General features: G+C 60.3%; 24 protein-coding genes. 4 read left to right on the top strand and 20 right to left on the bottom strand.

Features of this window, described 5'->3' with window-relative positions; translation table 11 throughout:
* Nucleotide 1: 1 nt before the first annotated feature.
* From R9X41_RS08445 to R9X41_RS08390, 12 genes are read right to left on the bottom strand one after another with little or no spacing between them, the layout of a single operon-like run.
* A complete protein-coding gene (locus R9X41_RS08445) occupies nucleotides 2-1,237 on the bottom strand; it encodes a hypothetical protein (RefSeq protein WP_318634429.1) in 1,236 nt (411 codons plus the stop codon).
* A gap of 26 nt (nucleotides 1,238-1,263) precedes the next feature.
* Nucleotides 1,264-3,729, bottom strand: coding sequence for a host specificity factor TipJ family phage tail protein (locus R9X41_RS08440; protein ID WP_318634428.1), 2,466 nt, complete (start codon nucleotides 3,727-3,729; stop codon nucleotides 1,264-1,266).
* Nucleotides 3,723-4,115 carry an NlpC/P60 family protein gene (locus R9X41_RS08435; protein ID WP_318634427.1) on the bottom strand — a complete coding sequence of 131 codons (393 nt, stop codon included), beginning with the start codon at nucleotides 4,113-4,115 and terminating at the stop codon, nucleotides 3,723-3,725. Before R9X41_RS08435 ends, R9X41_RS08440 begins: the two co-directional genes overlap by 7 nt.
* A 40-nt stretch (nucleotides 4,116-4,155) precedes the next feature.
* Nucleotides 4,156-4,638 carry a DUF1833 family protein gene (locus R9X41_RS08430; RefSeq protein ID WP_318634426.1) on the bottom strand — a complete coding sequence of 161 codons (483 nt, stop codon included), beginning with the start codon at nucleotides 4,636-4,638 and terminating at the stop codon, nucleotides 4,156-4,158.
* Nucleotides 4,639-5,112, bottom strand: coding sequence for a hypothetical protein (locus R9X41_RS08425; RefSeq protein WP_318634425.1), 474 nt, complete (start codon nucleotides 5,110-5,112; stop codon nucleotides 4,639-4,641).
* A gap of 24 nt (nucleotides 5,113-5,136) precedes the next feature.
* Complete coding sequence (locus R9X41_RS08420) at nucleotides 5,137-5,595, bottom strand: hypothetical protein (RefSeq protein WP_318634424.1); 459 nt, start codon at nucleotides 5,593-5,595, stop codon at nucleotides 5,137-5,139.
* Nucleotides 5,573-8,131, bottom strand: coding sequence for a tape measure protein (locus tag R9X41_RS08415; protein WP_318634423.1), 2,559 nt, complete (start codon nucleotides 8,129-8,131; stop codon nucleotides 5,573-5,575). The genes R9X41_RS08420 and R9X41_RS08415 overlap by 23 nt, the downstream gene beginning before the upstream one ends.
* Nucleotides 8,124-8,684, bottom strand: a complete 561-nt coding sequence (locus R9X41_RS08410; protein WP_318634422.1) for a DUF6246 family protein — start codon at nucleotides 8,682-8,684, stop codon at nucleotides 8,124-8,126. Before R9X41_RS08410 ends, R9X41_RS08415 begins: the two co-directional genes overlap by 8 nt.
* Nucleotides 8,685-8,687: 3 nt before the next feature.
* Nucleotides 8,688-9,143, bottom strand: coding sequence for a phage tail tube protein (locus R9X41_RS08405; protein WP_318634421.1), 456 nt, complete (start codon nucleotides 9,141-9,143; stop codon nucleotides 8,688-8,690).
* A 10-nt stretch (nucleotides 9,144-9,153) separates the two neighbouring features.
* On the bottom strand, nucleotides 9,154-9,501 hold the full coding sequence (locus tag R9X41_RS08400; protein ID WP_318634420.1) for a phage tail termination protein: 348 nt from the start codon (nucleotides 9,499-9,501) through the stop codon (nucleotides 9,154-9,156).
* Entirely contained in the window at nucleotides 9,498-9,845 is a 348-nt protein-coding gene (locus R9X41_RS08395; protein WP_318634419.1) for a hypothetical protein, read from the bottom strand. Before R9X41_RS08395 ends, R9X41_RS08400 begins: the two co-directional genes overlap by 4 nt.
* A gap of 26 nt (nucleotides 9,846-9,871) precedes the next feature.
* Nucleotides 9,872-10,213: a hypothetical protein gene (locus tag R9X41_RS08390; protein ID WP_318634418.1), complete on the bottom strand. Its 342-nt coding sequence runs from the start codon at nucleotides 10,211-10,213 to the stop codon at nucleotides 9,872-9,874.
* Between the two features lie 138 nt (nucleotides 10,214-10,351).
* On the opposite strand from R9X41_RS08390, the gene R9X41_RS08385 reads away from it, so the two are divergent.
* Both R9X41_RS08385 and R9X41_RS08380 read left to right on the top strand, forming a co-directional pair.
* Entirely contained in the window at nucleotides 10,352-10,981 is a 630-nt protein-coding gene (locus tag R9X41_RS08385; protein ID WP_318634417.1) for a hypothetical protein, read from the top strand.
* Entirely contained in the window at nucleotides 10,978-12,348 is a 1,371-nt protein-coding gene (locus R9X41_RS08380; protein ID WP_318634416.1) for a hypothetical protein, read from the top strand. Before R9X41_RS08385 ends, R9X41_RS08380 begins: the two co-directional genes overlap by 4 nt.
* 72 nt (nucleotides 12,349-12,420) lie before the next feature.
* Here the strand turns inward: R9X41_RS08380 and R9X41_RS08375 are convergent, their stop codons facing one another.
* From R9X41_RS08375 to R9X41_RS08350, 6 genes are read right to left on the bottom strand one after another with little or no spacing between them, the layout of a single operon-like run.
* A complete protein-coding gene (locus R9X41_RS08375; protein WP_318634415.1) occupies nucleotides 12,421-14,109 on the bottom strand; it encodes an SGNH/GDSL hydrolase family protein in 1,689 nt (562 codons plus the stop codon).
* 16 nt (nucleotides 14,110-14,125) lie between these two features.
* On the bottom strand, nucleotides 14,126-14,494 hold the full coding sequence (locus R9X41_RS08370) for a DUF7370 family protein (protein ID WP_318634414.1): 369 nt from the start codon (nucleotides 14,492-14,494) through the stop codon (nucleotides 14,126-14,128).
* Nucleotides 14,491-14,982, bottom strand: coding sequence for a hypothetical protein (locus R9X41_RS08365; RefSeq protein WP_318634413.1), 492 nt, complete (start codon nucleotides 14,980-14,982; stop codon nucleotides 14,491-14,493). The genes R9X41_RS08370 and R9X41_RS08365 overlap by 4 nt, the downstream gene beginning before the upstream one ends.
* Nucleotides 14,983-14,992: 10 nt before the next feature.
* Nucleotides 14,993-15,991, bottom strand: a complete 999-nt coding sequence (locus R9X41_RS08360; protein ID WP_318634412.1) for a major capsid protein — start codon at nucleotides 15,989-15,991, stop codon at nucleotides 14,993-14,995.
* 9 nt (nucleotides 15,992-16,000) lie between these two features.
* Complete coding sequence (locus R9X41_RS08355; RefSeq protein WP_318634411.1) at nucleotides 16,001-16,459, bottom strand: hypothetical protein; 459 nt, start codon at nucleotides 16,457-16,459, stop codon at nucleotides 16,001-16,003.
* A 3-nt stretch (nucleotides 16,460-16,462) separates the two neighbouring features.
* Nucleotides 16,463-17,776, bottom strand: a complete 1,314-nt coding sequence (locus tag R9X41_RS08350) for a hypothetical protein (protein WP_318634410.1) — start codon at nucleotides 17,774-17,776, stop codon at nucleotides 16,463-16,465.
* 161 nt (nucleotides 17,777-17,937) lie between these two features.
* On the opposite strand from R9X41_RS08350, the gene R9X41_RS08345 reads away from it, so the two are divergent.
* Nucleotides 17,938-19,206: an AAA family ATPase gene (locus R9X41_RS08345; protein ID WP_318634409.1), complete on the top strand. Its 1,269-nt coding sequence runs from the start codon at nucleotides 17,938-17,940 to the stop codon at nucleotides 19,204-19,206.
* Entirely contained in the window at nucleotides 19,206-19,922 is a 717-nt protein-coding gene (locus tag R9X41_RS08340; RefSeq protein WP_318634408.1) for a hypothetical protein, read from the top strand. Before R9X41_RS08345 ends, R9X41_RS08340 begins: the two co-directional genes overlap by 1 nt.
* Before the next feature lie 15 nt (nucleotides 19,923-19,937).
* Here R9X41_RS08340 and R9X41_RS08335 read toward each other — a convergent pair whose 3' ends face one another.
* Nucleotides 19,938-20,867, bottom strand: coding sequence for a phage minor head protein (locus tag R9X41_RS08335; RefSeq protein ID WP_318634407.1), 930 nt, complete (start codon nucleotides 20,865-20,867; stop codon nucleotides 19,938-19,940).
* Entirely contained in the window at nucleotides 20,864-22,261 is a 1,398-nt protein-coding gene (locus tag R9X41_RS08330) for an anti-CBASS protein Acb1 family protein (RefSeq protein ID WP_318634406.1), read from the bottom strand. The genes R9X41_RS08335 and R9X41_RS08330 overlap by 4 nt, the downstream gene beginning before the upstream one ends.
* Between the last annotated feature and the right edge of the window lie 22 nt (nucleotides 22,262-22,283).

Genomic DNA, 22,283 nt, shown 5'->3' with positions numbered 1-22,283 from the left:
GTCAGAGTCCTGCCTTGGCGTTCCAGATGGGGCCGTTAGGGTTGACGCTCTGTGTGATCAACACGGCGTCCCCGGGCGTGAACGAGCCCATGGGCGCGAACGACACCAGGACGCCGAATCGCGTGATGGACACCGGCACCAGCGCACCGACCACTTCTCCGCCAAGGCGGAATGCGCCGGCTGCAGCAGTAAACGTAGGAGGGGTACGCATCGGCTGAGGAAATGCGATATGGCCGAATGCCTGAGTGGTTGTGTTCGCCTGCGCAATCAGGACGAATGCGTTTGGCGTGTCTCCGCCCTGGCAGGCGTAGCGCTGGCACAGGGCCAGCTCGATCGGATACAGCCGGCGTTCGAAAGGTGTCGGCGCTGGGCCCGGTTCGAACTGCACCAGCGTCAGGCTGCCCGGGCCGAACTCCACCCCGATGCCAGAGGCGCCCGGCGCGGTGTAGGCCGGCAGGTACGGCGAGGCAGCCGATGTGCCGCCGCCGGTCTGCAGCCGCGAGCTGCCCGCCCAACTGATGCAGTAGTTCGCGCCCTGGATCAACAGCGGCTCGATGACCTGCACCAGCGTGCCCGACTCGATGGTGACGACCGTATCGATGCCGTTCGAGAAGAACGTGTAGACGCACCCGCCGGCACCAGCGCGCCACATGTCGTGCGGGCCGTACTGGTTCGGGCCGAGCGTGATCGTTCCGGTCTGCGCGCTCTGGCTGACGGCGAAGTTGCCGTTGATGATCTTGTTGCGCGTGCCGCCGTTGGCCAGCAGCAGATCAAAGGTGCCCTGGGCGGACATGCCGCTGGCGGTGCCTATGAGCGCCGCTGCGCCAACCTCCGCCAGGTCGCCGCCACTAATTCCTTGGATCAGCCGGAACTTTGTGGGATCGAAGGTGCTGCCGGTCGTGAACGGAAGTGCTGATGGTTTCGGCGCGTAGGTGTTGCCCGAGTAATCGACCGTCTGGGTCTGCGTCGTCATCGGGAGGCCTGCGGCATACAAGACGGGCGGTGCGTAGCCAGCCTGACCCAGCACTAAATTGGCCGCTGATTGAATTTGACTGCGCTGCGCAGTAGCTTCCAGATCGACCTGGGCTTCCAGTCCTGACCAAGTGTGGCGCGCCCTTCCGAGCCGGTCAACGAAGTTCAGGGCCGCCGAATTGATTGCCTGGTCCAACTTTTCGGCGTTGAACAGCAAATCGGTCGGACTGGTGCTCGGAACAGGAGCGCTCGTGGGTGTCGTCATGGACACCAAATGCTAGGAAGGCGCGGTCAATCGCCCGCGTAGATCCGCTCGTCGTATTCCGCCAATGCCAACACCGCGCTGGTGGCGGAATCGGGCTTGATCGATGTCGTGAGGAATAGGCCGGCAGATTCAACCTCGGCATCCGTCAGGCCAACTGCAAAAGCGTATCGGCTTCCGAGCTGGCGCTCACCGTCTGCCACGTATAAGCCGTCCGGCACGTTCGTGAGCTCGACAAAATCGGGCACTATTGCTCCGTTGGCGTGAACCACTGGCAAGCATCGGATGGGAGCGCCGAGGTGCCTGCCATCCGGACCGGTGAACAGAATCCGCCCGTCCGGCTCCCCTTTCCAATCCAGCGGCTCGCTGGTGGCTATGAAATTTCCTTTGATCGCCAGGACCTCCCCCGCCTGCAATCCATCGTCCCCGGCAAAATCATTTGGGTCAATCCACCGGACGAGCGAACCGATACCCAGCGTGCCCGAATCGCTCATCGCAGTGTCAGTCACGCTCACCCGCTGGTACAGCAGTCGCCGCGCCTCGAACTGCCCGCGGTTGTTGGCTTGCGCCGCGGTGGTGCAGGCCGCTAGCTTCACCTTCTTCGGGTTGCCTGCCTCCATCGAAACCACTGCGCCCGAAGCGATGCTGAGGCGGATGTATGCTTTTTTTGCTTGGCTCAGCTCGTCGATGTATTCGACCTCCACGCCGTCGTTGCTAGCCGGCAGGTGGGCTGCGTAGCTGATTGCTGACTCTCCGCCGGCTGCCAGATTCCGGTAATCCAGCTGGAGCTCTGGGTAGCTTCGCCGCTGATCGCGGGTAACGGTCCATTTCTGGCCGTCACGCCAAAGAACGCACCGGGCGGCGTCCGCAGCAAGCTGCAGGCGATCGCCCAGGCTCATGTCTGCGTCATCTAGGCTGGCGTCAAACCGGAGCAACGGATGCTCCTCACCGAATTCGGCATTGATCGCGGCCAGACGTGCCGTGTCCAGTTCCGCGATTCTGTTCCCGCTGATAGTCCAAATGTGAGCCATGGCCCGGGCAAAATTTCGAGATGGGCCCAGGGTGTCATTCGAGAGCGCCCGGACGTGCCTGAGCCAACGAAGGTTGAACTTGCGGTCGCTGTAGCCGGTCGCGTCCTCGGTGGCCTTCGTGGTGACACGAATCACCGTAACGCCAGGCAGGACCTTTGCCGGGTAATGCCGAACGGCGTAGAGCTCCTCCAGCTTGGCAACATCGAAACTGCCGTCTCCAATGACGGCCGACGTGCGCGTGAACTGGATTCGATAACGCCCTGTTCCCGCCGCCGGAATCACATCTGTCGTGTAGAACCGTTGGTCGTAGGTCTTTGCTGTGTAGGTATTGTTTTGAGATTGCCTCGTGCCCGGAAGCTCGGCGCCGCCATTGTCGACCTGCCACCACTCGGCACGGATGGTGACCGATCCTCTTAGGCCTCGCAGAAACACCGTGTTCCATCGGATTCGGCTGCCAGTCACCGGCAGGGTGTAGGGGCCGGCGACCGTGATGGTCGTCGCATCTGGCGTGATCGTAACGGAACCGGCACCGAAAGATGCCGTTGCTGCCTGAGGCCCTGACTCGAAGTGAAGAGCGCACCCTCCGCCGTTGGTGTTGAACCCTGAAAGCTTGCCGTAGAAGGTTCTCGACTCTTCCCCGGCAGCAAACGCAACCGCGGCGAACCCGGTCGGTGCCAGACTCTTGAGTTGTGCAAGGTCCGCGCCATCCGGTAAGGTGATCGTGATCCCGGGCTGGCCCTGTACGGTGTCGTATGACACGCTGCTGCTGCGCATCACTGGCGCATAGGCGGCGCTAGGCACAAGCTCTTGGCCGTTGACCTCGTCGCTAGCGAAAGTCTCCAACACATCGAGCAGCGTGGTCTGGCCGAACTCGGGATAGCCCGACGTTGCGACCGGCGAGAAAACCTCATAGCTAGCGCCGGCGATGTCTCCGATCGGCGTCTCTGCATAGTTAACTGCGGTGATCGCTCCTTTCCCGCGGCTGATGCACATCCACTCGGTAACGTATTTGATGTGGTCGATGTATTCGACCGTGCTGGGTTGGATCAGGTCGGGCCAGACTCGACGGTAGCCGTAGACGTCGGGGATCGCCTGGTAGGCCCGGGCGACGTTCGTCTGGCCTGTCAGTTGGTTGTTTGGGCTGTCCTTGCCGCTGGCCGAGGTGGCTACCTTGGGCATCAAGGCATAGGTGACGGCGACTGCCGCGATGGCTGCGATTACGAGGTATGCCAACGCTTCGAGCCCTTCAGGCCGGCGGACGACAGTCACAGAGTCAACAACTGTCGGGTGCCGGTCAAGCAGCGGGTCGACCAGCGGGTCGATTTCGATTCCCAGGGCGAGTACCTTGCAGCCACCTCCCGATCGGAGGTGGCGCTCGATGTTCGCTTGCACGGTGATGTCGAAGTCCCATTCGTGCCGCTGGCGGCCCGTGAGACCGGCCGGATCGTTGAGGATGGTCAGCATGCTGTGTACCGGTAGAAGCGGATTTGCCCGTACACCAGCTCTACGGCGCGCAGCCGGGAAACTCGCACGCTTCCTGGATGCTCTTCGCCACCCTCGGCGTGAAGCACCGAGTCGGCCGTAAGCAGAATTCCGCAGTGCGTTGGCGCCCCGTCGCGCCACGCCATCCAACAGGTGGCCCCAGCCTCTGGGGGGCTCTCGAGCCAACCCGCCGCCTGGCTGAAGCCATTGGCAATGTCGGTGTGGGGCACCGGCCCGAGCTCAATTCCAACAACATGCCGGAACCAGAGCACGATCAAACCGAAGCAATCGCAGGCGCGGAAATCTGACCGCCATTTGCGCCATGGGATACCCACCATCTTGGCGGCGAACTCGGATGGCGAGAGCAAGGGAGCAAGGCTGGATGTCACCCGCCCAAATGCTAGGAAGCTAGATCAATTCCAACCCAGTGAACGGGTCAGGCGTGTAGATGGGGCCGGCGCTTCGCCTCATGGGGTTGTCGAGTGTGGCCGTTACCTGGACCGCCTCTGCGTTGAAAGTGACGCCACCTGCGTCAGAGACATAGAGAGCCCATTCGACCGCAGGCGTTGACCGGTCATCAAGGTAGAGCCGGTACCAGCAGCGGATAGGCGCGCGCATGGCCGCATTGCGCACCAGTTTCAGCTGCTTCTTGAATTCGCGCCCGACCACGTTTCGCGGGAATGCCAAAGTGAGCTTCGCCGTCGCGTCACCCGTCTGATCGGGCGGCTTGACGGTCATCGGGGCCGGCTGGTGCACCTGGCCGCCGAGTGTCACAGGTTCAAATTGATCAGCTACCAGGCGGAAATCCTGCGTGAAGGCCGGATGTGAGAAGACCACCGCTTGGAACTGTGGCAGCGGATTCTTCGTGGACCAAAACTCTTTTTTGTCCACTTACGACTCCGGGATTGCGGCGTTCACCGTCCGGTCCAGCATCTCGGACCACAAGCGCCAGCTAGGAAGGCCGGTAATGAGGTCTTGGGCCTCGATGAACGCGGCGGGAATCAACTGCCGCCGCGTCATCAGCTTCACCGGATATGTCCAGATGCCGCCGTTTTCCGATGCGTTGCCGAGGTCGTCGGCTAGGAAACGGCACAAATGCTCAAGTAGGCCGAATTCTGTCCGGATAGGCATCGTGAACTCGAGCAGCCCTCGCCGCAGGGTTTGGGTAAACCAGAGTTGGAACGCGATCGCCTGATCAGTGGTGAATTTGAATTCGCCATCCCAGAAAACCGGCGTGTCGGTGCCTGTCGCCTGGGCATAGCCGTAACCTCGGCGAGGCTCAGCGATGGAGAACGCTGTCGGTTGGCTTCGGCTCTTGCTCGCGCTTTGAAGGAGCGGGAGGGTGGCTGGATAGGGGAAGTGCACCCAGCCGATACTAGGAAGGCTGTACTAAACTTTATCCAAAGCGCTAATTGCATCCTTGGTCAACCGGCGAAGTTCATCGAAATGTTGCCCCTTGCCCAACAACATTTCATCCGATGCCATCATGTGTTTAAGGCCCGGAACAAACCCAACGTGAGCCTGAACCACTTCATTGGCTGCGTAAGTATTGACTTGGAAAAGCCGCACAAGCGCTAGGCGTCCGTGTGGAGTATTGGGGCGGAACTCAAGAATATCCTTGAGTTGCTGCTCGGGCATGTCTTTGATGCTGACCCACAACTCCCTGAGCTTGTCTTCTTTGTCCGAAGTACTTCCAAAAAACGAATCCCATATTGCCACTAGTATCTCCAGAGCGTTGCAAATTGTGTCCTCATAACTATAGCGGCCGAAGTAGTGGGTTGTGCGGACTTTGCAGATAAGCCTATCGCCTCCCCCGCTACCGTCTTCAAAGCCCAGCACCGCGCACATTGGTCGAGCCCTTCAGCGCCGACCACACCTTTCCTTCGTTATTGGCAATCTGGCTAGCCACGGTGGAAACCGCAATTTCGACCGTGCGGGATGTCTGGTCAACAGATGCGGCTGCTTGAACTCCGGCCGCGGTGTTGTTGATATTGATGACCCACTGCACATTTCCGCCAACCTGATCAGCCGGCGTGACAGAGCCTGACTTTGTGGGCAGCAGGTACTGCTGGCCATTCGAACCTGTAAACATTTCAGGGGCGCCAGTTTCGTTCACGCGGTACATGCGGCCAGCATCGGCGCTGCCCCCGTACTGACGAGCCCCCGCCAACGGCGCCGTCGAAACCGCTGGAGCGCCAAGGGCTGCGGCTGCCGCGCCGGCGGCCACAGCCGCTGCTGGCGCCAAGCCCGGACCGACGATGGGAATGGCAGCGGTAGCTGCAAAGGCATTTTGCGCAGCAAGGGCCGTCATGCCGGCCACTTGGGCGCTAACGCTCGCCGCGTAGACAGCCCCCTGCGCGGCTCCACGAGCTTTGTCAGATGCCGCTAGCGTGCTGGCGAGCAGCGAATTCTTTACCATCTCCATGCCCACGCGGATCAGGGCGCCGACTGCCTCGGTAGTCACCGTGTTGGCCAACCCCCGCATGACGTCCTGAAGGCTCATCGTACCGTTGATGAGGCCCACGATCGCATTGGCGCCCGTGCTGCTCAGCGCGTTGAGCGAGTCGACCACCAGGGCATTCGATTCACTCTGCGAACGATATGACGCCTCCGCAAGGGCCAAGCGTTGCTTCTCGTATTCGTTCTGGATCTGAGTCCGCGCAGCCATGCCCTGCGCTGTGGCATCGACGCCGGCGGCCGCCATCATCGTCTCGTACTGCTTGACCAAGTCAAGCTTGGCCTGCAGTTCCTGCCGCAGCGCATCGACCGGGTTGATGGCTTTGGTGAGCTGCGCGCCATATTCCATGGCCGCCTTGCGCTCAGCAGCGATCTTTTCCTCGGACCGCTTCTGCGCTTCAGCCCGCTTGTCGCCGTCCTTCACGACCTCGTCGAACTCACGGTCCATGATCTTCTGACGATCTTGGCGGGCGGCCTCGGCTATGAGTGTGACAGCCTCTTCGGATTGCTTCTTGGTGATCTGCCCGGCCTTGAGGCGTTCGGCGTTCTTTCGAAGCGCTTCCTTCTCGATTAGGTCGATTCGGTCCCACTCGGATGCGGCAGCGGCAGATAGGCCGGCCATGTAGCCGTCGGCATCGAACTTCGCGGTTTTCTTCGTGTCGCCGCTCCCGGGAGTTGGCTTCAGCTTCGCCGGACCCGTTGTTGGATTCACCGAGCCCCGGCCGCCGCCTGCACCCTGCTCCCACGCCTCGCGCATCTGTTCGCCAAATAGCTTTCGCTTGGCCAGTGTCTTGGCGTCTTCGGCGTCCAGCTTCGCGCGCCGGGCTTGGGCGTCGGCGGTCATGGCCTCGCCGATGGCCCGCGCGCCAGCGAAATCACCGCGCATTACGGCCGCGATCTGCGCTCCGATGCCGCCGATCTCCGTGCCGATGCCCGTGAAGACGAAGGCGACGTTTCGGCCAAGCACGCTCAAGGTCTGCCAGACCATGTCTGCTGCGTCGATCACATAGGAAAGCGCGTTGCGGGTCTGGTCCGCCCAGGTCTTGACGGCCGCATTTCGGCCCAGCGTGCCAGCTTCGGCGTTGACCGAGCCGAACTGGTCGGCCAGCTTATCAAGCACCTGGCCCAGGCCTTGCGACGCGCCCGTCAGCAGCTGACTGGTGCCGGCCAGCTGGTCAAGCTTTTCGTTGGCGCGCTCGGCAGCATCCATCGCCACCTGAAATGCGCCAGCCACGGTCTGCGGGAAGCGAGAGAAATCCGACTCGATCTGGGTGGCGGCCTTGCCGAGCGCATTGACCACCACGTCGGAAGTCAGCTTGCCTTCCTCCCCCAGCTTCTTCAGAGCGCCCACTGGCACGCCGATGCCGTCGGCAAGCTGGCGCATCAAGTATGGGGCGTTCTCCATGAGCGAGCGCAGCTCGTCGCCCTGCAGCTTTCCGGATCCCAGGGCTTGGCCGAACTGGAGCATGGCCGACTTCGCCTCGACGGCCGACGCGCCGGAGACCTTGATGGCCTTGCCGAGAAGCTCGGTGATGCGCAGCGTGTCGGCCTGGGTGCCGCCCATTTGAAGCAAGGATTGGTTCAGCCGAGAGAAGACCTCGACGTTCGCAGATACCGCGGTCTGAGTGTTCCGGCTGATGGCGATGAGTTGGGCCATCGCGGCGACCCCGCTGTCGAGGCTGCCTGCCGCAACTTCGACCCGGGAGGCCATGAGCCGGATCTCATCGGCAAGCTGAGCAGCCTTGATCGTGGCAAAGGCAGCGGCTAGTGCCTTGGCGGCCAGAGCTAGCGCGTTGAACTTGGCATCAAGCTTGTCGCTCTGCCGTGTGACGCGGTCGAGCTGCTCGTTGACGACCCGAACCTCGACCAACAGTTTGCCGGTGTCGAGCGTGACGTCGTAGTAAATCTGTCCGACCTGCTCAGCCACGCCTTTTCTCCTTCATTTCGGCCATTCGAGCGGCGTATTCCTCGCGGCTTGGCACGTTCCGTTTCTTGTTCTGTTCGGGAAACTTCATCTCCAGCATGGTCTGGAATTCGGTCATCGACAGCGCCTCGGCGTCCGCGCTGGACAGACCAAGATGCACGCGCGCGGCGGACACATACTCAGCCGCGTCGAATCGATCGGAGTACTTCCCGTTGCCTTCGGCCTGCCCTGGTCGAGCCTTGCCGGCGATGCCGTGCTGCATGAGGTGGCGGGCGATCAGCACCTGCTCGACGGCCGGCATGGCGCCGGCATGCAAGGTCAGTTCGTTGCCGCCAGCCTCAGCCCAGCCGATGAGGGGGGTCGGGTCGTCCTGCTCGCATAGGCAGGCCAGGACGTACCGGGCGTCATCCTCGGCGCGCGGCCCAAACAGCCCGGCATACAGCGCGACAATAGCCTGCGGGTCGCCCAGGCCGGAGATCCGCCCAAACGATGGCGCAAAGGTGAATTCCGAGCCGTCAGGCGTGCAGGCCCGGACGTACCCGGATTCGACCAACATCAGTCAGGCAGCCGGCGTGAAGACGACGTTGCCGTTGCTCATGGCGGTCATCGACCAGGTCGCCGTGTCGGAGTACGGACGGTCGTCGGACCACTCGCTGACGATGAAGGGGCCTTCGTACTCGTCGCCGTCCGGGTCGATCATCTGCAGCCAGACCTTGGGCTGGTTGTCGGTAGCACTGCCCGGGCTGATGACGTGGGCCTTGAATTCCTTCTGGTTGGCAGCGTCCTCGCCATAGCTCACGCCGTCGCCGGAGAACTCCACAGCTTTGAACGTCACCAGGTTGGTCTTGGTAAAGGCCGGCGACATGTCGGCGGTGGTGTCGACGGTGTCCCAGGAAGTCTTCATAGACTTGCCGCGCATCATGCCCAGGCGTTTCCAGGTGGTGGGCGCGGCGCCGGTTTCGAGCGCAATGGCGAAGTTCAGGATGACGTCGCGGCCGGTGAAAGCTCCAGACATGGTGGATTCCTCAGTTGGTGATGGTGGTGATGGCGATCTCGAAGACGGGTCTGCCGTCATCGGTCGCGTGGTAGACCGGCTCGCCCGGCTGCATGAAAACAAGGTCGCCGCTACTCACGCGCATGGCTTCGATGACGCTGTTGGCCGCGGCGGAGACCTCGCCGGATGGCTGGTCCAGCGCGCCGACCAGCATCAGCGTGAAGTGCGGGCGGCGAACGAGCTCGGCGGGCAGGCCGCCGGCCGGCCGGAGCACGGCGAATCGATCGGTCTTCGAGCCATCGACCCAGCGGCCGAACTGGATGCGCCAGCCGGGCAGCAGCGGCGTGATGAAGTTGCGCAGGGAGTCAGCGGCGCTCATGTCTTGATGGCCCCCTTGATCACCGCGCGGATATTCGGTTCAGCCCGCTCGAAGCCGAGGCGAAGAAATTCCTTCTTCGCGGTGGGCCGGCGGAAACGCTGCTTCACGTCCGGGTCATGGACCGGGATGGCGTATTCGGCGGTGTAGCCGACAGTGCCGACGATCTTGTCGCCCTGCTTTTCGACGCTGCGGTACTGCGAGTTGAGCAGTTTAGACGTGTCGATCGGAGTCAGCACGCTCGCTTCGCTGGCGCCCAGGACGAGGCCCTGCACCATGCCGCGCGCGGCGCGCTGCTCGACCTTGGAGACGAACTGCGGGAGCTTGTTGACGATGCGGGCTGGCATCCCGCAAATGCTAGGAAGCGACCGAGCTAGGTGAACAAGGTGAAATCGTCGGCAGCCTGCTCGAAGGTGTCTGAATCTCGGGTGATGGCGCGGATTTCCAGGGCGCCAGCCACGATGGGGCTTAGCAAATACGACTCACCAATTAGCACCATGTCTCCCTGCTTTGCCGTAGACATCTCGGTGTAGATGATTTGGCGGGCGATGAACTCGACGCCGGCGGGGTCGGTCACGCGCTTGGACTCGGCGCTGTAGTCACAGGCAAAGATTTGGGGCGGACCGAAGGTGACTTGACCAGTCCAGTCGTCACGGGTGAGCTTGGGCCAGAGGGTTGCGGTTCGGGTGAAGGACCATGAGGCAGCGGAGGACATGCCCCAAATACTAGGAACGGCATCACCAATTTTGTTTAGCACTATCTACCTATTGAAAGTTCTAAAACAAAGGTAGACATTTGCGAGAAAAGAAATTGCCAAATGACATGTAGGTCAGTCAATTTTCACGGAAATAACATGAAAAAAAACATTTTAATAATTATTTCTATAGTTTTCATCTTATCCGCGTGCGGCGGCGGCGGTGGCGGCTCGTCCGCAACTAATACCGCGGGGACGCAAGATAGCACCTCGAACACAACCAGCGGCTCGACCTCCACGGCTAATATTGGAGGAGCGTCCGGAACGGGCACTACGAATCCGTCAACAACAAGCCCGAGCAGTTCCACCCCGAGTTCAAGCGGTGAGCCTAGTACCTCTGTACTATCTGACCTCAATAGCTTTGACAAAACCTTGTCAATCTCTGGAATTGACACAAATAACGATGGAATTAGGGACGATATCGCAGCAGCCATAAGTAGGACTGATTTCAATGAGCTTCAAAAAAGGTCATTAAGAGATCAGGCTTTTGCACTTCAAGCCGGCTTGGTGGCCAGCTCAAAAGCACAAGCGATGTCAGCCGAATATGCGTCCCTGCAAGCGTATGTATGCGCGAGAAAGATTATTGGGATCGACGCTAAGGCAATGGCTCAACTACTGAGAGCTACAACAATAAACACACAGCCTAGGCTGACCGCTTGGCGGAACTATCAAGCAATGATTGGCGGTGAAATTTTTGATTTGCCATCGACTGAGGCGTGCACATCATGAAAAACGCGGAAACCGTGTTCCGCCTCTTTTTTGCCGCAATCGGCGCATTGTTTCTGACATGCGCAATGGCGTCCAGCATTTGCGACCGTAAAGTCATAAAAATTGGATTCTTCAATGGGGTAGCAAACTCTGATGTTGATGCAAAGGCTAGCCTTGTCGCGCTGAAAGATTTGGGTGACGCCAACCTAGTATTTCCCGATCATGACGTGACTTACACACTTTTTTATAATCCGACTTCGGGCTTTTTTCTAGACGCGCTTGAGGCCGCCTACCAAAAGCAAAAAAGCGAAAATTTTGATATATCAAGCTATCTCTTTGCCCATTACATGAGCGGATTAAGTCTGCCTGACTTAAACTTCCACTCATTCTTTAATGCCACCGCAACGGAAATAGGCAATGCGGCAGCTCTCATTCAGACCTTGCCAGCAACATCGGACTACGTCGCGACGTTTGGCCCGGACGCCGAGGCCATTTCACTGAAATTTGCCGCGAAGATCTTTGATTTGCGAAATGACAAATACAAACAATTATTGGTAGCGCATTCCCAAGGTAATTTGTTTTTGCAGTCAGCATTAGCTAAGGCCAGAGTGGGCGGAATGCCAGCTATAGAAGGCATCAAAGTAGTACAAATAGCCCCGCCGACTGCCCAAATAATAGAACCTGGAGACAGCTACTTCACAGCATCAAACGATCTCATCATTCGTGCGGTGAAAAATGCATTGCCACCGTCACCAAGAAACTTGAATAACCCAACATTTTTTGGCCATGAACTGATTGACTCTTATTTGAGCGACCACGGTCCATATCTCCCGCTTATCATTGCGGCGCTTAACAACAAGGCTTATGGACTTACCCAGACGCTGCTGCCTTGCGAGAACAGCGACGGGGGCTTCTACATCGCATCAATCTCCTGCAAACTAAATGCCGATGGCACCGGTACTATAACGGCCCAAACAGCAGCTGATCTTATGCCTGGAGAGCAGCTTACCGTGTCGACTGGGCCAGGATCTTATGCAAAGACTGTCGTTAACACCGACCAGATCGTGTGGGACTTCCCTCGGGAAATGAACATTAGTTCCATTACGCTTGAATATCAAGCCAGTACCTGCAGCCCGTCTGACGGCCTATCTCTCAACCCGACCTATTACGCATCCTGCTATAACCCAAAAACTAGCGCTAAGGATCGGAAGACCTGGCTGCTAACCAAGGGAACCACTGGAATAACCAACATGCGACTGGGCACTAATTCACTTTGGTTTTCAGTGGTGCGAACGTCCACATACAACTTGAACGGCTCCTGGGAGGGAATCGCGGCGGCAAGGCCTGCGTCTTGGCTGCATCAACGCGTTACTTGCACCGACTCCTGATAAGTGTGGTCCACGGCAGGCCTACCGGCAACAGTTACCGCACGACTTGCCGGTGGTGTTTTCGGCCATGGGTCAGAGGCCCAGCTGGGTGCTCACGTAATCAGCGATAGCCTGCTGGCCGGTCGGGTTCTGATGCGTGTTGTCGTAGTTGTAGGCGTCGAGCACGGCGCCCGGCACTGCGGGGTCTTCGACCACGGCCGAGAAGTCCAAGCAAATCACCTTGCCCGCAGGCTGCGCCGCGCAAAACGCTTTCAGCGCCGCGTTGAAGTTGACGCGGATGTTGTTGTTGGCGGTCGTAGGCGGCGAGGCAACCGAGTTCGTCGGCATCGCGGTGGCCGTGTACACCACAACCCCGGCAGCGATCATGTCTGCGGCGAACGCCTGGAAGTTGGCCATGCAGCCGTCATACGCAACCTGCGAGCTGTTGCTGTTCGGCGACCACGCCGGCACAAAGACCGCAGCGGGTTTGTTCTGTGCGACGTAGGCCCGCGCGTCTTTGATGAACGTGTCCTGCGTTTTGCCGCCGACCGCGTAATTGGCAAGGGCGCCGATCTTGCCGGTCTGCCGCATGCGGAAAATCACCATATTGGGCCAGCCAATCTGACCTGCAGCCGACGTGCCCGAATAGCCAGCGGTCAGGGAGTCGGCAAACAAGGCCATCGGGAAATGCTTGGCATCGCCGGTGATGGCTTCGATGGACCCGATTAGGCCACCTGCCGAACCGAGGCCGCTGCCAAGCGTCAAAGGCAGGCTCGTGTTGGCTGCGATCTTTGAGGCGATCTGCTGAAAGCCGAAGACATAACCTCGATCACCCAAGTAAGGCTTGGACTCGTTGGTCCGGGTGATCGGCCCACCAGTAATCGAAATGACGCCTGTACTATCAGCGCGCAATTGGACCAGGAACGGCGCACCGGGGGTGTCGGTGCGCGCCACGGACGCCACAGGAAGCTGGTCCAGCGTGACAAGGCCGGGATTCTTGTTGGTGAGCGAAGAACCGGTGCCGCTGAGGGTTGCGGCCGGGATCGTAATGGTCGTGTTGCCGTTGACCGTGGCGCGCTGCCAACCCAGGCCAACACCGTTGTGGAGGTCGGCCGGTGCGCTGGCAATTTGCACGTTATCCAGCACGATGTCGGCGGTGGAGTAGTTGTGCAGGGTGACGCGCAAAGCGGTGTACGGGTAATCGCCTACCGGCTTTTGCTCTCCCATGGAATTTCCAGCGGCTTGGAGCGGCGCGCTGGAATAATTGGTGCCGAAGCGGCTGAGATAGGAGCCGGTTTTGGGTCCCGGACTAGGCGCCGCTGCCACCAATGCCCCTGCCGCAGTAGCCGTCCCCGTGATGTCGCAACCCACCACCGCACCAGCGTCAGTGCTTGCGACGAGATAGGTGCTGGCGGTCGCCCCGCTGATGCTGGTTTTCGTTCCGTTGACAGTGCGGTGCCACTGGTACCCGGTGGCGGTGAAGCCGCTCGGGGCGATGGCCTGCACCGTCTGGCCGACAGCGATGCTCCCGCTGATGGTCGCCGCGATCGTGGTCTCCGCCGGCATGCGCGTGATCGTCGCCCGGCGGGTATTCGCGGTGATGACGATCTTGGTCTGATTCGTGTACGGGCCGAAAGCCTGGGTGTTGGCCGCCACGGTGCTGGTCGCCGGGGCATCGCCATACGCACACACCACGGTGGCCGCGCCGGAGGTCCCGATGCGGTAGACCTCGCCGGGTTTGATGATCAGCTTGGTACGGGCGCCCTGGGCGATATCGGACATGGAAGTGCTCCGGCGGTCAGCAGACCACCATGAAGAGGGAGTTGGTTTCAGGATCAGCGCCGACCAGGGCGGCAGTGATTCCCTTGGTGTCGAGCGAGGCGAGCGAGCGGCGCAAGGCCGTCAAGCTGGCGTCGAAATTCTTGAAGCTGCGCGAGGCGCCAGAAGGCGCGCCCTGGGATGCGATGCGGCGGGGCGCGCCGGCAGAAGCAATGATCGAGACCGCCATGGCCTCGATCAAGGTCCGATCGGCCGCCGAGTAGCCGGCCAGCACAAGGGCAGGCTCGACCTCGGCAACCTTCGTCACCGCCGCATCGACAACGAACGCCGGCACGCTGACGCCGAGTGCCTGATCCAGGTACTGCTGCGCCTGCGTGGCGGTGATCACTGCTTGGCCGCCTTGGCTTCAGCGATGCGTTCGGCGAGCTTCTTGTCGCCGATGTTGGGCGAAAAGTCGACGCCCAGCGCCTTGGCTTCCGTCTCCAGCGCGGCGCGGTCGACAGGCGCATTGCTTGGTTGCGATGCCGCGTCCAGCAATGCACGAAGTTCGGCGGCTTCCTTCTCGGCCTTGGCCTTCGCATCGTTTGCGGCGCGCAGTTCTTCGCCGGCTTCGCGAAGCTGGGACTGCAGGCCTTCGAGGAACTCGCTTTGGCGCTTCAGGTCGTCTTGCGTGACAGCCAGCGCACGGCGGGCATCGTCGAGCTCGATCTGCAGGTCAGGACCGGCTGTCGCGCGCGCCGCCGAGGCGACGCTCCCCTCCCCCGCCGCCGTGCACTTGCCAATTGCCCAGGCGGGCACTTCGTCAAAGTCGACGACATCGCCGACAGCCGTGCCTTGGGGCCACGGCGCTTTGAGGTGGGTCACAAGGTATCGCATGACGTCCTCCTCAAGCCTGGGTGCCGTGGATGAACGCCGACTGGCCGGCGAAGTCGCTGCGGAACTGCGGAGCAGCAGCAGCAATCACGCCGAACACGTAGTCGTCTTCCGGCTCGACACGGGTCTTGGGCCGCGTGGTCAGCGGCATGGCCGACAGGATGCCGCCCCACTCGCCAGCGTCCAGGTCGACGATGCCGATGACTTCGTTGACCGGCAGCGAGGCGGCCGGGACGATTTCCTTGATTTGGCTGATGGCGCGCAGACGCTCCAGGATGGTCCCGGAGTAGTTGGCCGCGTAGTCGGTGGTGTCCGCTGCGGTGTAGTCGCCCTGGTTCACGAACAGGGTGATCTGGCCGAACTGGTTGTCGCCGAGCGCTTGGGCGATCACCGCCTTGACCATCGTCAGCCACTGCGCACCGGTGGCGGTGGCCAGCGTGAAGCCATGCACAAAGGTGTTGCGCGTCGGCAGGTTGCGCAGGCCGTAGATGGTCGAGCCGTTCACGTTGACCGAGGACAGGCCGTTTAGGACCATATCCTCCAGCTTCTCGGCGATCTTGCGCTGGTTGTTGGCGATGGCTGCGGTGTCGAACATACCGCCGCCGCGACGCATGACGGCCATCTGGCGCCAGCCGATGCGCGAATTCGAGGTCAGGATGGGCACCGGGGTGCCGTCGAACTTCATCACCGGCGCGTCGGCCTTGGCAGCGTTGCGGCCGTCCATGGACACCAGCACGTCGCCGGAGTCTCCCATCTGAGGGTAGAAGTTCACCAGGTCCGCGATGTCGACCGGAATGGTGCTGGCCTGGGCCAAGCGGTTGAAGATCGGCAGGCGGGTGCGGGCGAGCACCTGCGCACGGGTGTCGATTCGGCGCCAGGCGTCCAGCGGGATCGCCAGCGAGTTGCCCTCGATGTGCATCGCCGCGTTGGCGGCCATCGCCGTCATGCGCAGGTTGAAGCCGGCGCGGGCGGCCAGGATGGTGGCCTGTTGTTCGGGAGTGAACTTGAGCATGGTGACCCCTTAGGCCTTGGTGTAGAAGTTGGAGATCACGACGTCGGCCAGTTCGCCAGCGGCGACGGTCTTGCCGGCCTGGTCGTAATGGGCCATGACGATGTTTCCGGAGGCCGCTGCAGTCAGACGGCCGGCGGCGCCGACGGTCAGCTCTTGGCCGACGGTGTAGGTGCCAGCGGCCAGGGCCATGGCGAACTCGTCGTCGGGCTTGGGCAGGTAGGCGACGCCGGACTCACCTGCGGCGTAAGGCGTCATGAGGGGATCGGTGGCGAGGCCGATGCCGCCCGGGCTGTAGTAGTCCCGGTCACCCAGGATCGCCAGCCGGCCGCCGCTCACGGTGGTCGCCTGGGTCAGTTGGGTGGCGCCGATGAAGACGGCGGTGCCGGGCAGCAGCGCGGCGGCCAGCAGCTTGTCGGTGATGGTGCGGGGGCGGGGAACGCCGCTGCCAGAGCGAAAAATACGGTTCATGGATCAGGCCTCCAGCTTGTTGAGGTCGTAGCCGGCGAACTCGTCGCCCGGCTTGGCTTGGGTGTTGCCGACCACCACCGGGGCGGCCTTGGCGTCGAGCTCCTTCAGGCGCGCCAGGGGCATTGCCTTGAAGTCGTCGGCGGTGAGCGACGAATTGGCAGCCAGCTTGATGGCAAGGGTGTCGCGCTCGGCGTTGGTGGCCGCCAGTTCCTTGGCTTCGAAGCCCGCGATCTGGCTGTTGGCTGCGACGAGCTTCTCGTTCACGGCCGCAAGCGCCTCGACGTGCGGCTTGGCCTTGACCGCTTCGAACGATGCGAGGAGTTGCGCGTCGGTCATCGCCGCAACGCCGCTGATGCCGGCTGCATTGAGCGCGGCGATGATGTTTTCTTTCACTTGGTCGTCCTTTTGGGAGTTGGTGATGGGCACGTAATCGACCTTGCGTTTCACCGCGACGGCCTCGCCAACAAATGCTAGGGAGGCGTCTGCGGAAACTGCATATCCCTGCTTCCACAGGTTTCCGTCGCGGTCGGTCCAGACGAATTCGCGGGCGTAGACCTCGCGCGGCCAAGCGCCCTCGGGCAGCAAAGCGCGCAGGCCGGAATCGATCTGGTCGAAGGAAAGTTCGGAGCCGTTGCCGAGCAGCTTGGACAGCCAGCCCTTCAGTCCATCAGCTCGGCGGTCGTCGGGCGCGGCGTTGACCTCGACCGTTTCGATTTCTTCCTCCTCGCCCGCGGAGTTGAGGAACATGCCGACGCCCTCCTCCGGCGTGCCGGCGCCGCGCTCGTCCAGCAGGATGGCCAGGTGGTCGTATTGCAGGTTGGTGGCGATGCGGCTGTACTTCTTGCCGCGGCTCTCGCCGTTGGCAACGACAGGCTCAAAGTACAGACCGGTGCTGACGTGGATGGCCTCGGCGTTTGTGCCTGCGATGGCCGCATCGAGCCGATCGATCAGCCGCGCACCGACGTCGCTGGCCCGGGCCTGCTTCTCGTTGACCCGGATGTCGGTGACAGTGCGGCCGCCCTCGTGGCGTGAGTTGGTGCAGTAGCTGCCGATCCAGGCTCGGAAGAGCGCATCGCCGTTGGTCGCGCTGATGTGCTGGCCGGCGTCGTTCTTCGGGTGGCCGGCCGGCGCCGGTTTGTTGTCGAGGGTCTTGGCGCCGGTGGCCAGCTCGGCCGCCGGGTAGAGCACCGAGTTCATGACGATGTCGTCGACCGCGCCGCATACGTTCTTGATCGTGTAGACGCCGCTATCCTTGCTGACGTTCGCCGCGTTCACCGCCGACAGTAGGTGGACGCGCTTCTGTTTCTTGCCTGCCATGTGCATGCCCCTTATAGAACTGTGTTGGGGATGCTAGGAACGACCTTGCGCGCGGTACTATTCTGTTATGCAAAGCCACCACCCGCTGCCTTCCTTAATGTCGCAGTTTGTCATTGCGTGGACCTACAAAACTTTTTTCGACTCCAATAATTCCAAAGAATATGATAAAAAATCTTAAGATCCTGCGATTCAAGTCCATTAAACGTCTAGACCTCAATTTTGGTCAGGTAAACATATTTGTAGGTAGCAACGGGGCTGGCAAATCAAATATTCTCGAAGCAATTGGAATCGCCGCTGCCGCAATTAATCGCGGCATTGGCGACACTGAAATTAAAAGTAAGGGGATTCGACTTACCCCCGCCGAGTTAATGAAGGCAGCCTTCAAGTCGGACAAAGTTGCTGCATCTTTCGAGTTAGAACTCGAGTTTGGCAACGGGTTGCAATATAAATGCAATCTACTTTCAAAAGAAAATGATCCGCTCCTCAGATTTCACTCCGAAAGCTCATACTTCCAAAATAGAAAGATTTTTGGTCGCAGCGGAAATGGAAGCACAGCTCTCGGAGAATCTATAAAAGGCGTGCTTGAAAAAGATCGCGGCATGTGGGACCAAATCAAGGTCGCATATCCGTTTCCAAAAGCTGCAACAACCCAATATGACGAATTTAGCAAGTATGCAATTTATACTCCGCAGACTGACATATTGCGCGGCGCTCGGTCTGGGCTAATCGACACAGCACCTTTCGGTCTTCACGGAGAAGGACTTCCGTCAGCACTGGCTCAAGTTCTTCGTTGGCGCAACACAGATAAAAAATTATCCAACAGTTCAAAAAGGCTGATTGATAGCGCCTTACAGTTAAGTTTTCTGCCCGGGTGGACAAACGCTGTGAAAGTCGGAAAGATCGATTCAAAACTGATATCAAGAGGAATGGAGGAGCCAAATTCAGACATGGTTTATTTCATAGATAAGTTCATGAAGCAAACCAGAAACACACTTTCAGTTTACGACAGCAGCGAAGGAACCTTATTCCTTCTATTTATCGGATTGCTGGTAGCCCATCCGAGTTCGCCCCGGTATTTCGCCTTAGACAACATTGATAACGCGCTTAATCCGAAAATGACTAGGTTACTTCTGGAGCAACTGATAGCGTTCACCAAGAAGGTCAACGAGGAGAGCTTGGATTTCGGGCCGAAACAAATATTTTTGACAAGTCATAATCCGACATCGCTAGACGCATTTGACTTATTCAACGACGACCACCGCGTTTTCATTGTCAACAGAGATGATGAAGGCAGCACCTGCGTCACCCGGCTTGAGCCACCCCAAGGCGTCACGCGTGACGAGTGGCGGGTACTTGCGCAAGGCAAGAACCTTTCTCAGCTTTGGCTAGAAGAAAGAATAGAGGGGATTAACGGCTTGGAGGTGGTTTGATGAAAATAGGCGTTATTTGCGAAGGCCTTACCGACTTCCATGCAATAAATCATTACCTTGGCGCCGAATTGCACAACGCGGGAATACAGGCAACATTTATTTCTGTACAGCCAAATGCAGACAACACATCTGGCGGCGGCTGGGGAAATGTATTGGGCTGGCTCGATGGTAACCCCTTAAAAGAAAGAGATCCTCTTTTTGAGCAGGGGCTATTCGCAAATTCAAGGCGGCTATCAGGCCTTGACTCCATCCTTATACATTTAGATACCGACATTTTACCAGACCAATCTTTTGTAAAGAATCTTAAGGATAGAGGATATGTCTTTGGTTCGCCCCAATCTTCTGCCGCCAAATGCACAGAACTGACCGCATTGATTCATTATATATCCCTACCGAACGATGCGTCGCCCAGGATGAAAAATCGCCATATTCCAGCTCCAATAGCGGAATCGAGCGAAGCATGGTGCGTTGCGGTCGATACTCTCTTTAACGGATCGGCCGAAGCACTTGCTGGACAGGCTCTTGCCAACGCATTTGGCACTGCTTTAGCGCGATACAAAAATATATCTCCGCAGACTACCTATAAAAATATAAACAAAAGTTTGAAAACGAGAGAAGATTATTGCAAGAATACCAAAGGCAATCTTGTTGGATTGGCGACTTGCGCTCAATTCGTCTCTATTGGAAACACCCTAAAAAACTGGAAGTTTATTTAAGATTTGCGGCCAACCTCATTCAAACCAAACCCTACGCTCATTCGCCATTGCCGACTGAAGCGCCTTGGTCAGGATCGGTTTGCCCTGGGCGTCGAGCAGGCACTCGGTCTGCGCGCAGTGGCAGCGGAAGCGGTTGCCGTTGGTGGCGTAGAACGCGCGCACCTGCTCAGTGCTGTAGCTTTGCCCGTTGCGGCTGGCGTGCCAAGGTCGGGTCGTAGCGATCAGGGCTGACGTCCACAGCAAGGCCGTCCGGACGCCGAGCTCAGCCTCAGCTGCGTCAGCTTCCGCCCAGCGCGCCTCGCGCAGCGTGCCGGTGATGTCGGTCTGCGCGTAAAGAGTGGCACGGGACTTCGAAACGCCCAGCGCCTCCATAATCTCCTTGCGCACCACCTTCGGATTCTTCCCGTCGATCACTGCGCGGCCGATGATGCTGGAGAGCTTGGCGCGCGACTCGTCGGCCAGGCCGGTCCAGTACTCTCGCGATAGGGTGCGCGCCATCTGCGCGCGCTGGCGGTAAGGCTCGCTGAACACCACCGTCTGGAGCGTGCGGGTTGAGGCATAGGCCGCCGACAGGTTGGACAGGTTCGCCACGCTCTGCGCCGTCCCAAGCTGGGCGGCTTCCTGTTCGTAGACGTCCCACCATGCGACGTGGTCGGCTTGACGGCCGTCGAGGATCCAGCGATCCAGGGCCGCCTGAAGATCGGAGGTCGCCTGGTCCAGCACTTGGGGCGTGACGCCATACCGCACCGGAATCGGCGTGTCTGAGCCCTTGTCGTCCTCGTTGAGCTGGTAGACCGGCAGCCGGTCGAAGGCTGCGAGGACGTCGGCCTGCAGGCTGCGCCACCGGCGGCTGATCTCGGCATTACCGCGGCGCAGGATGCCGGCCGAGCCGGTGCGATCACGCGAGTTGCCCGGAATCACCGGGTTGCGCGGGCGCTCTATCACGAAGCCGCCTGGCCCGTGCCTTTCGGATCGGCGTCGGGATCGGCAGCCGGGTCTTCTGGCTCGGGATCGCCCTCCTCTGGCATACCGTCATCCGCCCGAGGCTCGAAGCCCACCATGGCGCGCAGCTCATTGGCATCGAAAAGCGGCTCAGTTAGCCCAGCCTGAAACGCCTGCTGCATGGCAGCCGTGGCCTTGCCCAGGTTCTCTAGTTTGTCCCGGTCGCTCGGCGCGTTTACCGGTGGCCACTCAATTTCGAAGTCGCCGGCAGCGATGACATCGCAAGCCTGCATGCGCCGCACGAACTCCTCGAGCATGGGGGTCAGGTCGTTGGCCTGGCGCGAGGCGCACCGCGCACCGAAGTCGGCCTTGTCCTCATCGCTGGCCAGCCGGCCGGTCTGCTGCCCGAACAGGATGGTGAAGGGGATGCGCACCGACGCGGCGAACAGGTTGGCGGCGATGCCGAACTGTGGCGAGAGGTCGGCGGCTGTGGTCTGCAGCGTAGTGGCGTCTCCGCCCTGCAGGACGATTGAGGCATCTTGGTTGCGGTTGAGCGAGCGCGTCTGCTCTTCGTGCACCTCCCGCACCGACTTGGTGGAGATGCTGCCGTCGGGGTTGGTGGTGCTGATGGCAGCAACCGAAGCGTTCGGGTCGTACTTAAAAACGATGGTCCGCGCGCTGTTCTTCAGCGCCGACTCAGCGCCGCCGCCGGACAGCTTTTCGATGTCGATCAGGTTGTTGAACCCAGCGCGCAGTAGTGGGATGCCGTCGAACATGTCGCCTACGCTGCCCTCAGCCAAGATCTGCACGCGGGTGTGGTGCACATCCTCCCAGGTGTCCGGCCGGCCCTGGGTGTCCAGGCGGCCCGTCGCCCGCGCGCGGTACTGGAAGGTCTCGGGCAATCCGTAGCGGACCGAGTTCTTGTCTTCGTCCCACTTGGTGACCTTGATCTGGTCTTCGAAGACGGGAATCAGGTCGACCAGCTTCTGGGCGCTGACGAGCGGCGCGCTCAGCGGCTGGCTGTCGGCCATGCGATAGATAAGCGCGGCGTACCGGCCGACCAGGTTGCGGCGGTCGAGGTCGCGGAGCTTCTGCCAACCTCTGATCGAGCGCAACACTTGAGCCACGGCAGTTTCCCAGGCGGTTTCCTTGTCGGCCTTAGGCTGTTTGATGCGGGGGAGCATCTGCCAGCATCCGTCGAGCAAGCGATGCACCGCGCCGTGGGCCGCGCCGCCCCGGTCGTAGGCCTGCTTGAAGTCGTCGAAGGATAGCGTGGTTCGGTACCCGTACTGATTCCAGGCGGTGGGCCGCTTGGTATCTAAGCTGCCGAACACGGCAAGGGCGCTATCGCGCGCGCGGATGATGTCGAGGTCGTTTACGGCGAGCTGCTGGGTCATGCGACCATGCTAGGGAAGCAAA

Source organism: Xylophilus sp. GOD-11R (assembly GCF_033546935.1).
Classification (GTDB): Bacteria; Pseudomonadota; Gammaproteobacteria; order Burkholderiales; family Burkholderiaceae_C; genus Xylophilus.
The sequence above is the reverse complement of the archived record's forward strand: the minus strand, read 5'-3'. Positions and strand labels throughout refer to the sequence as shown.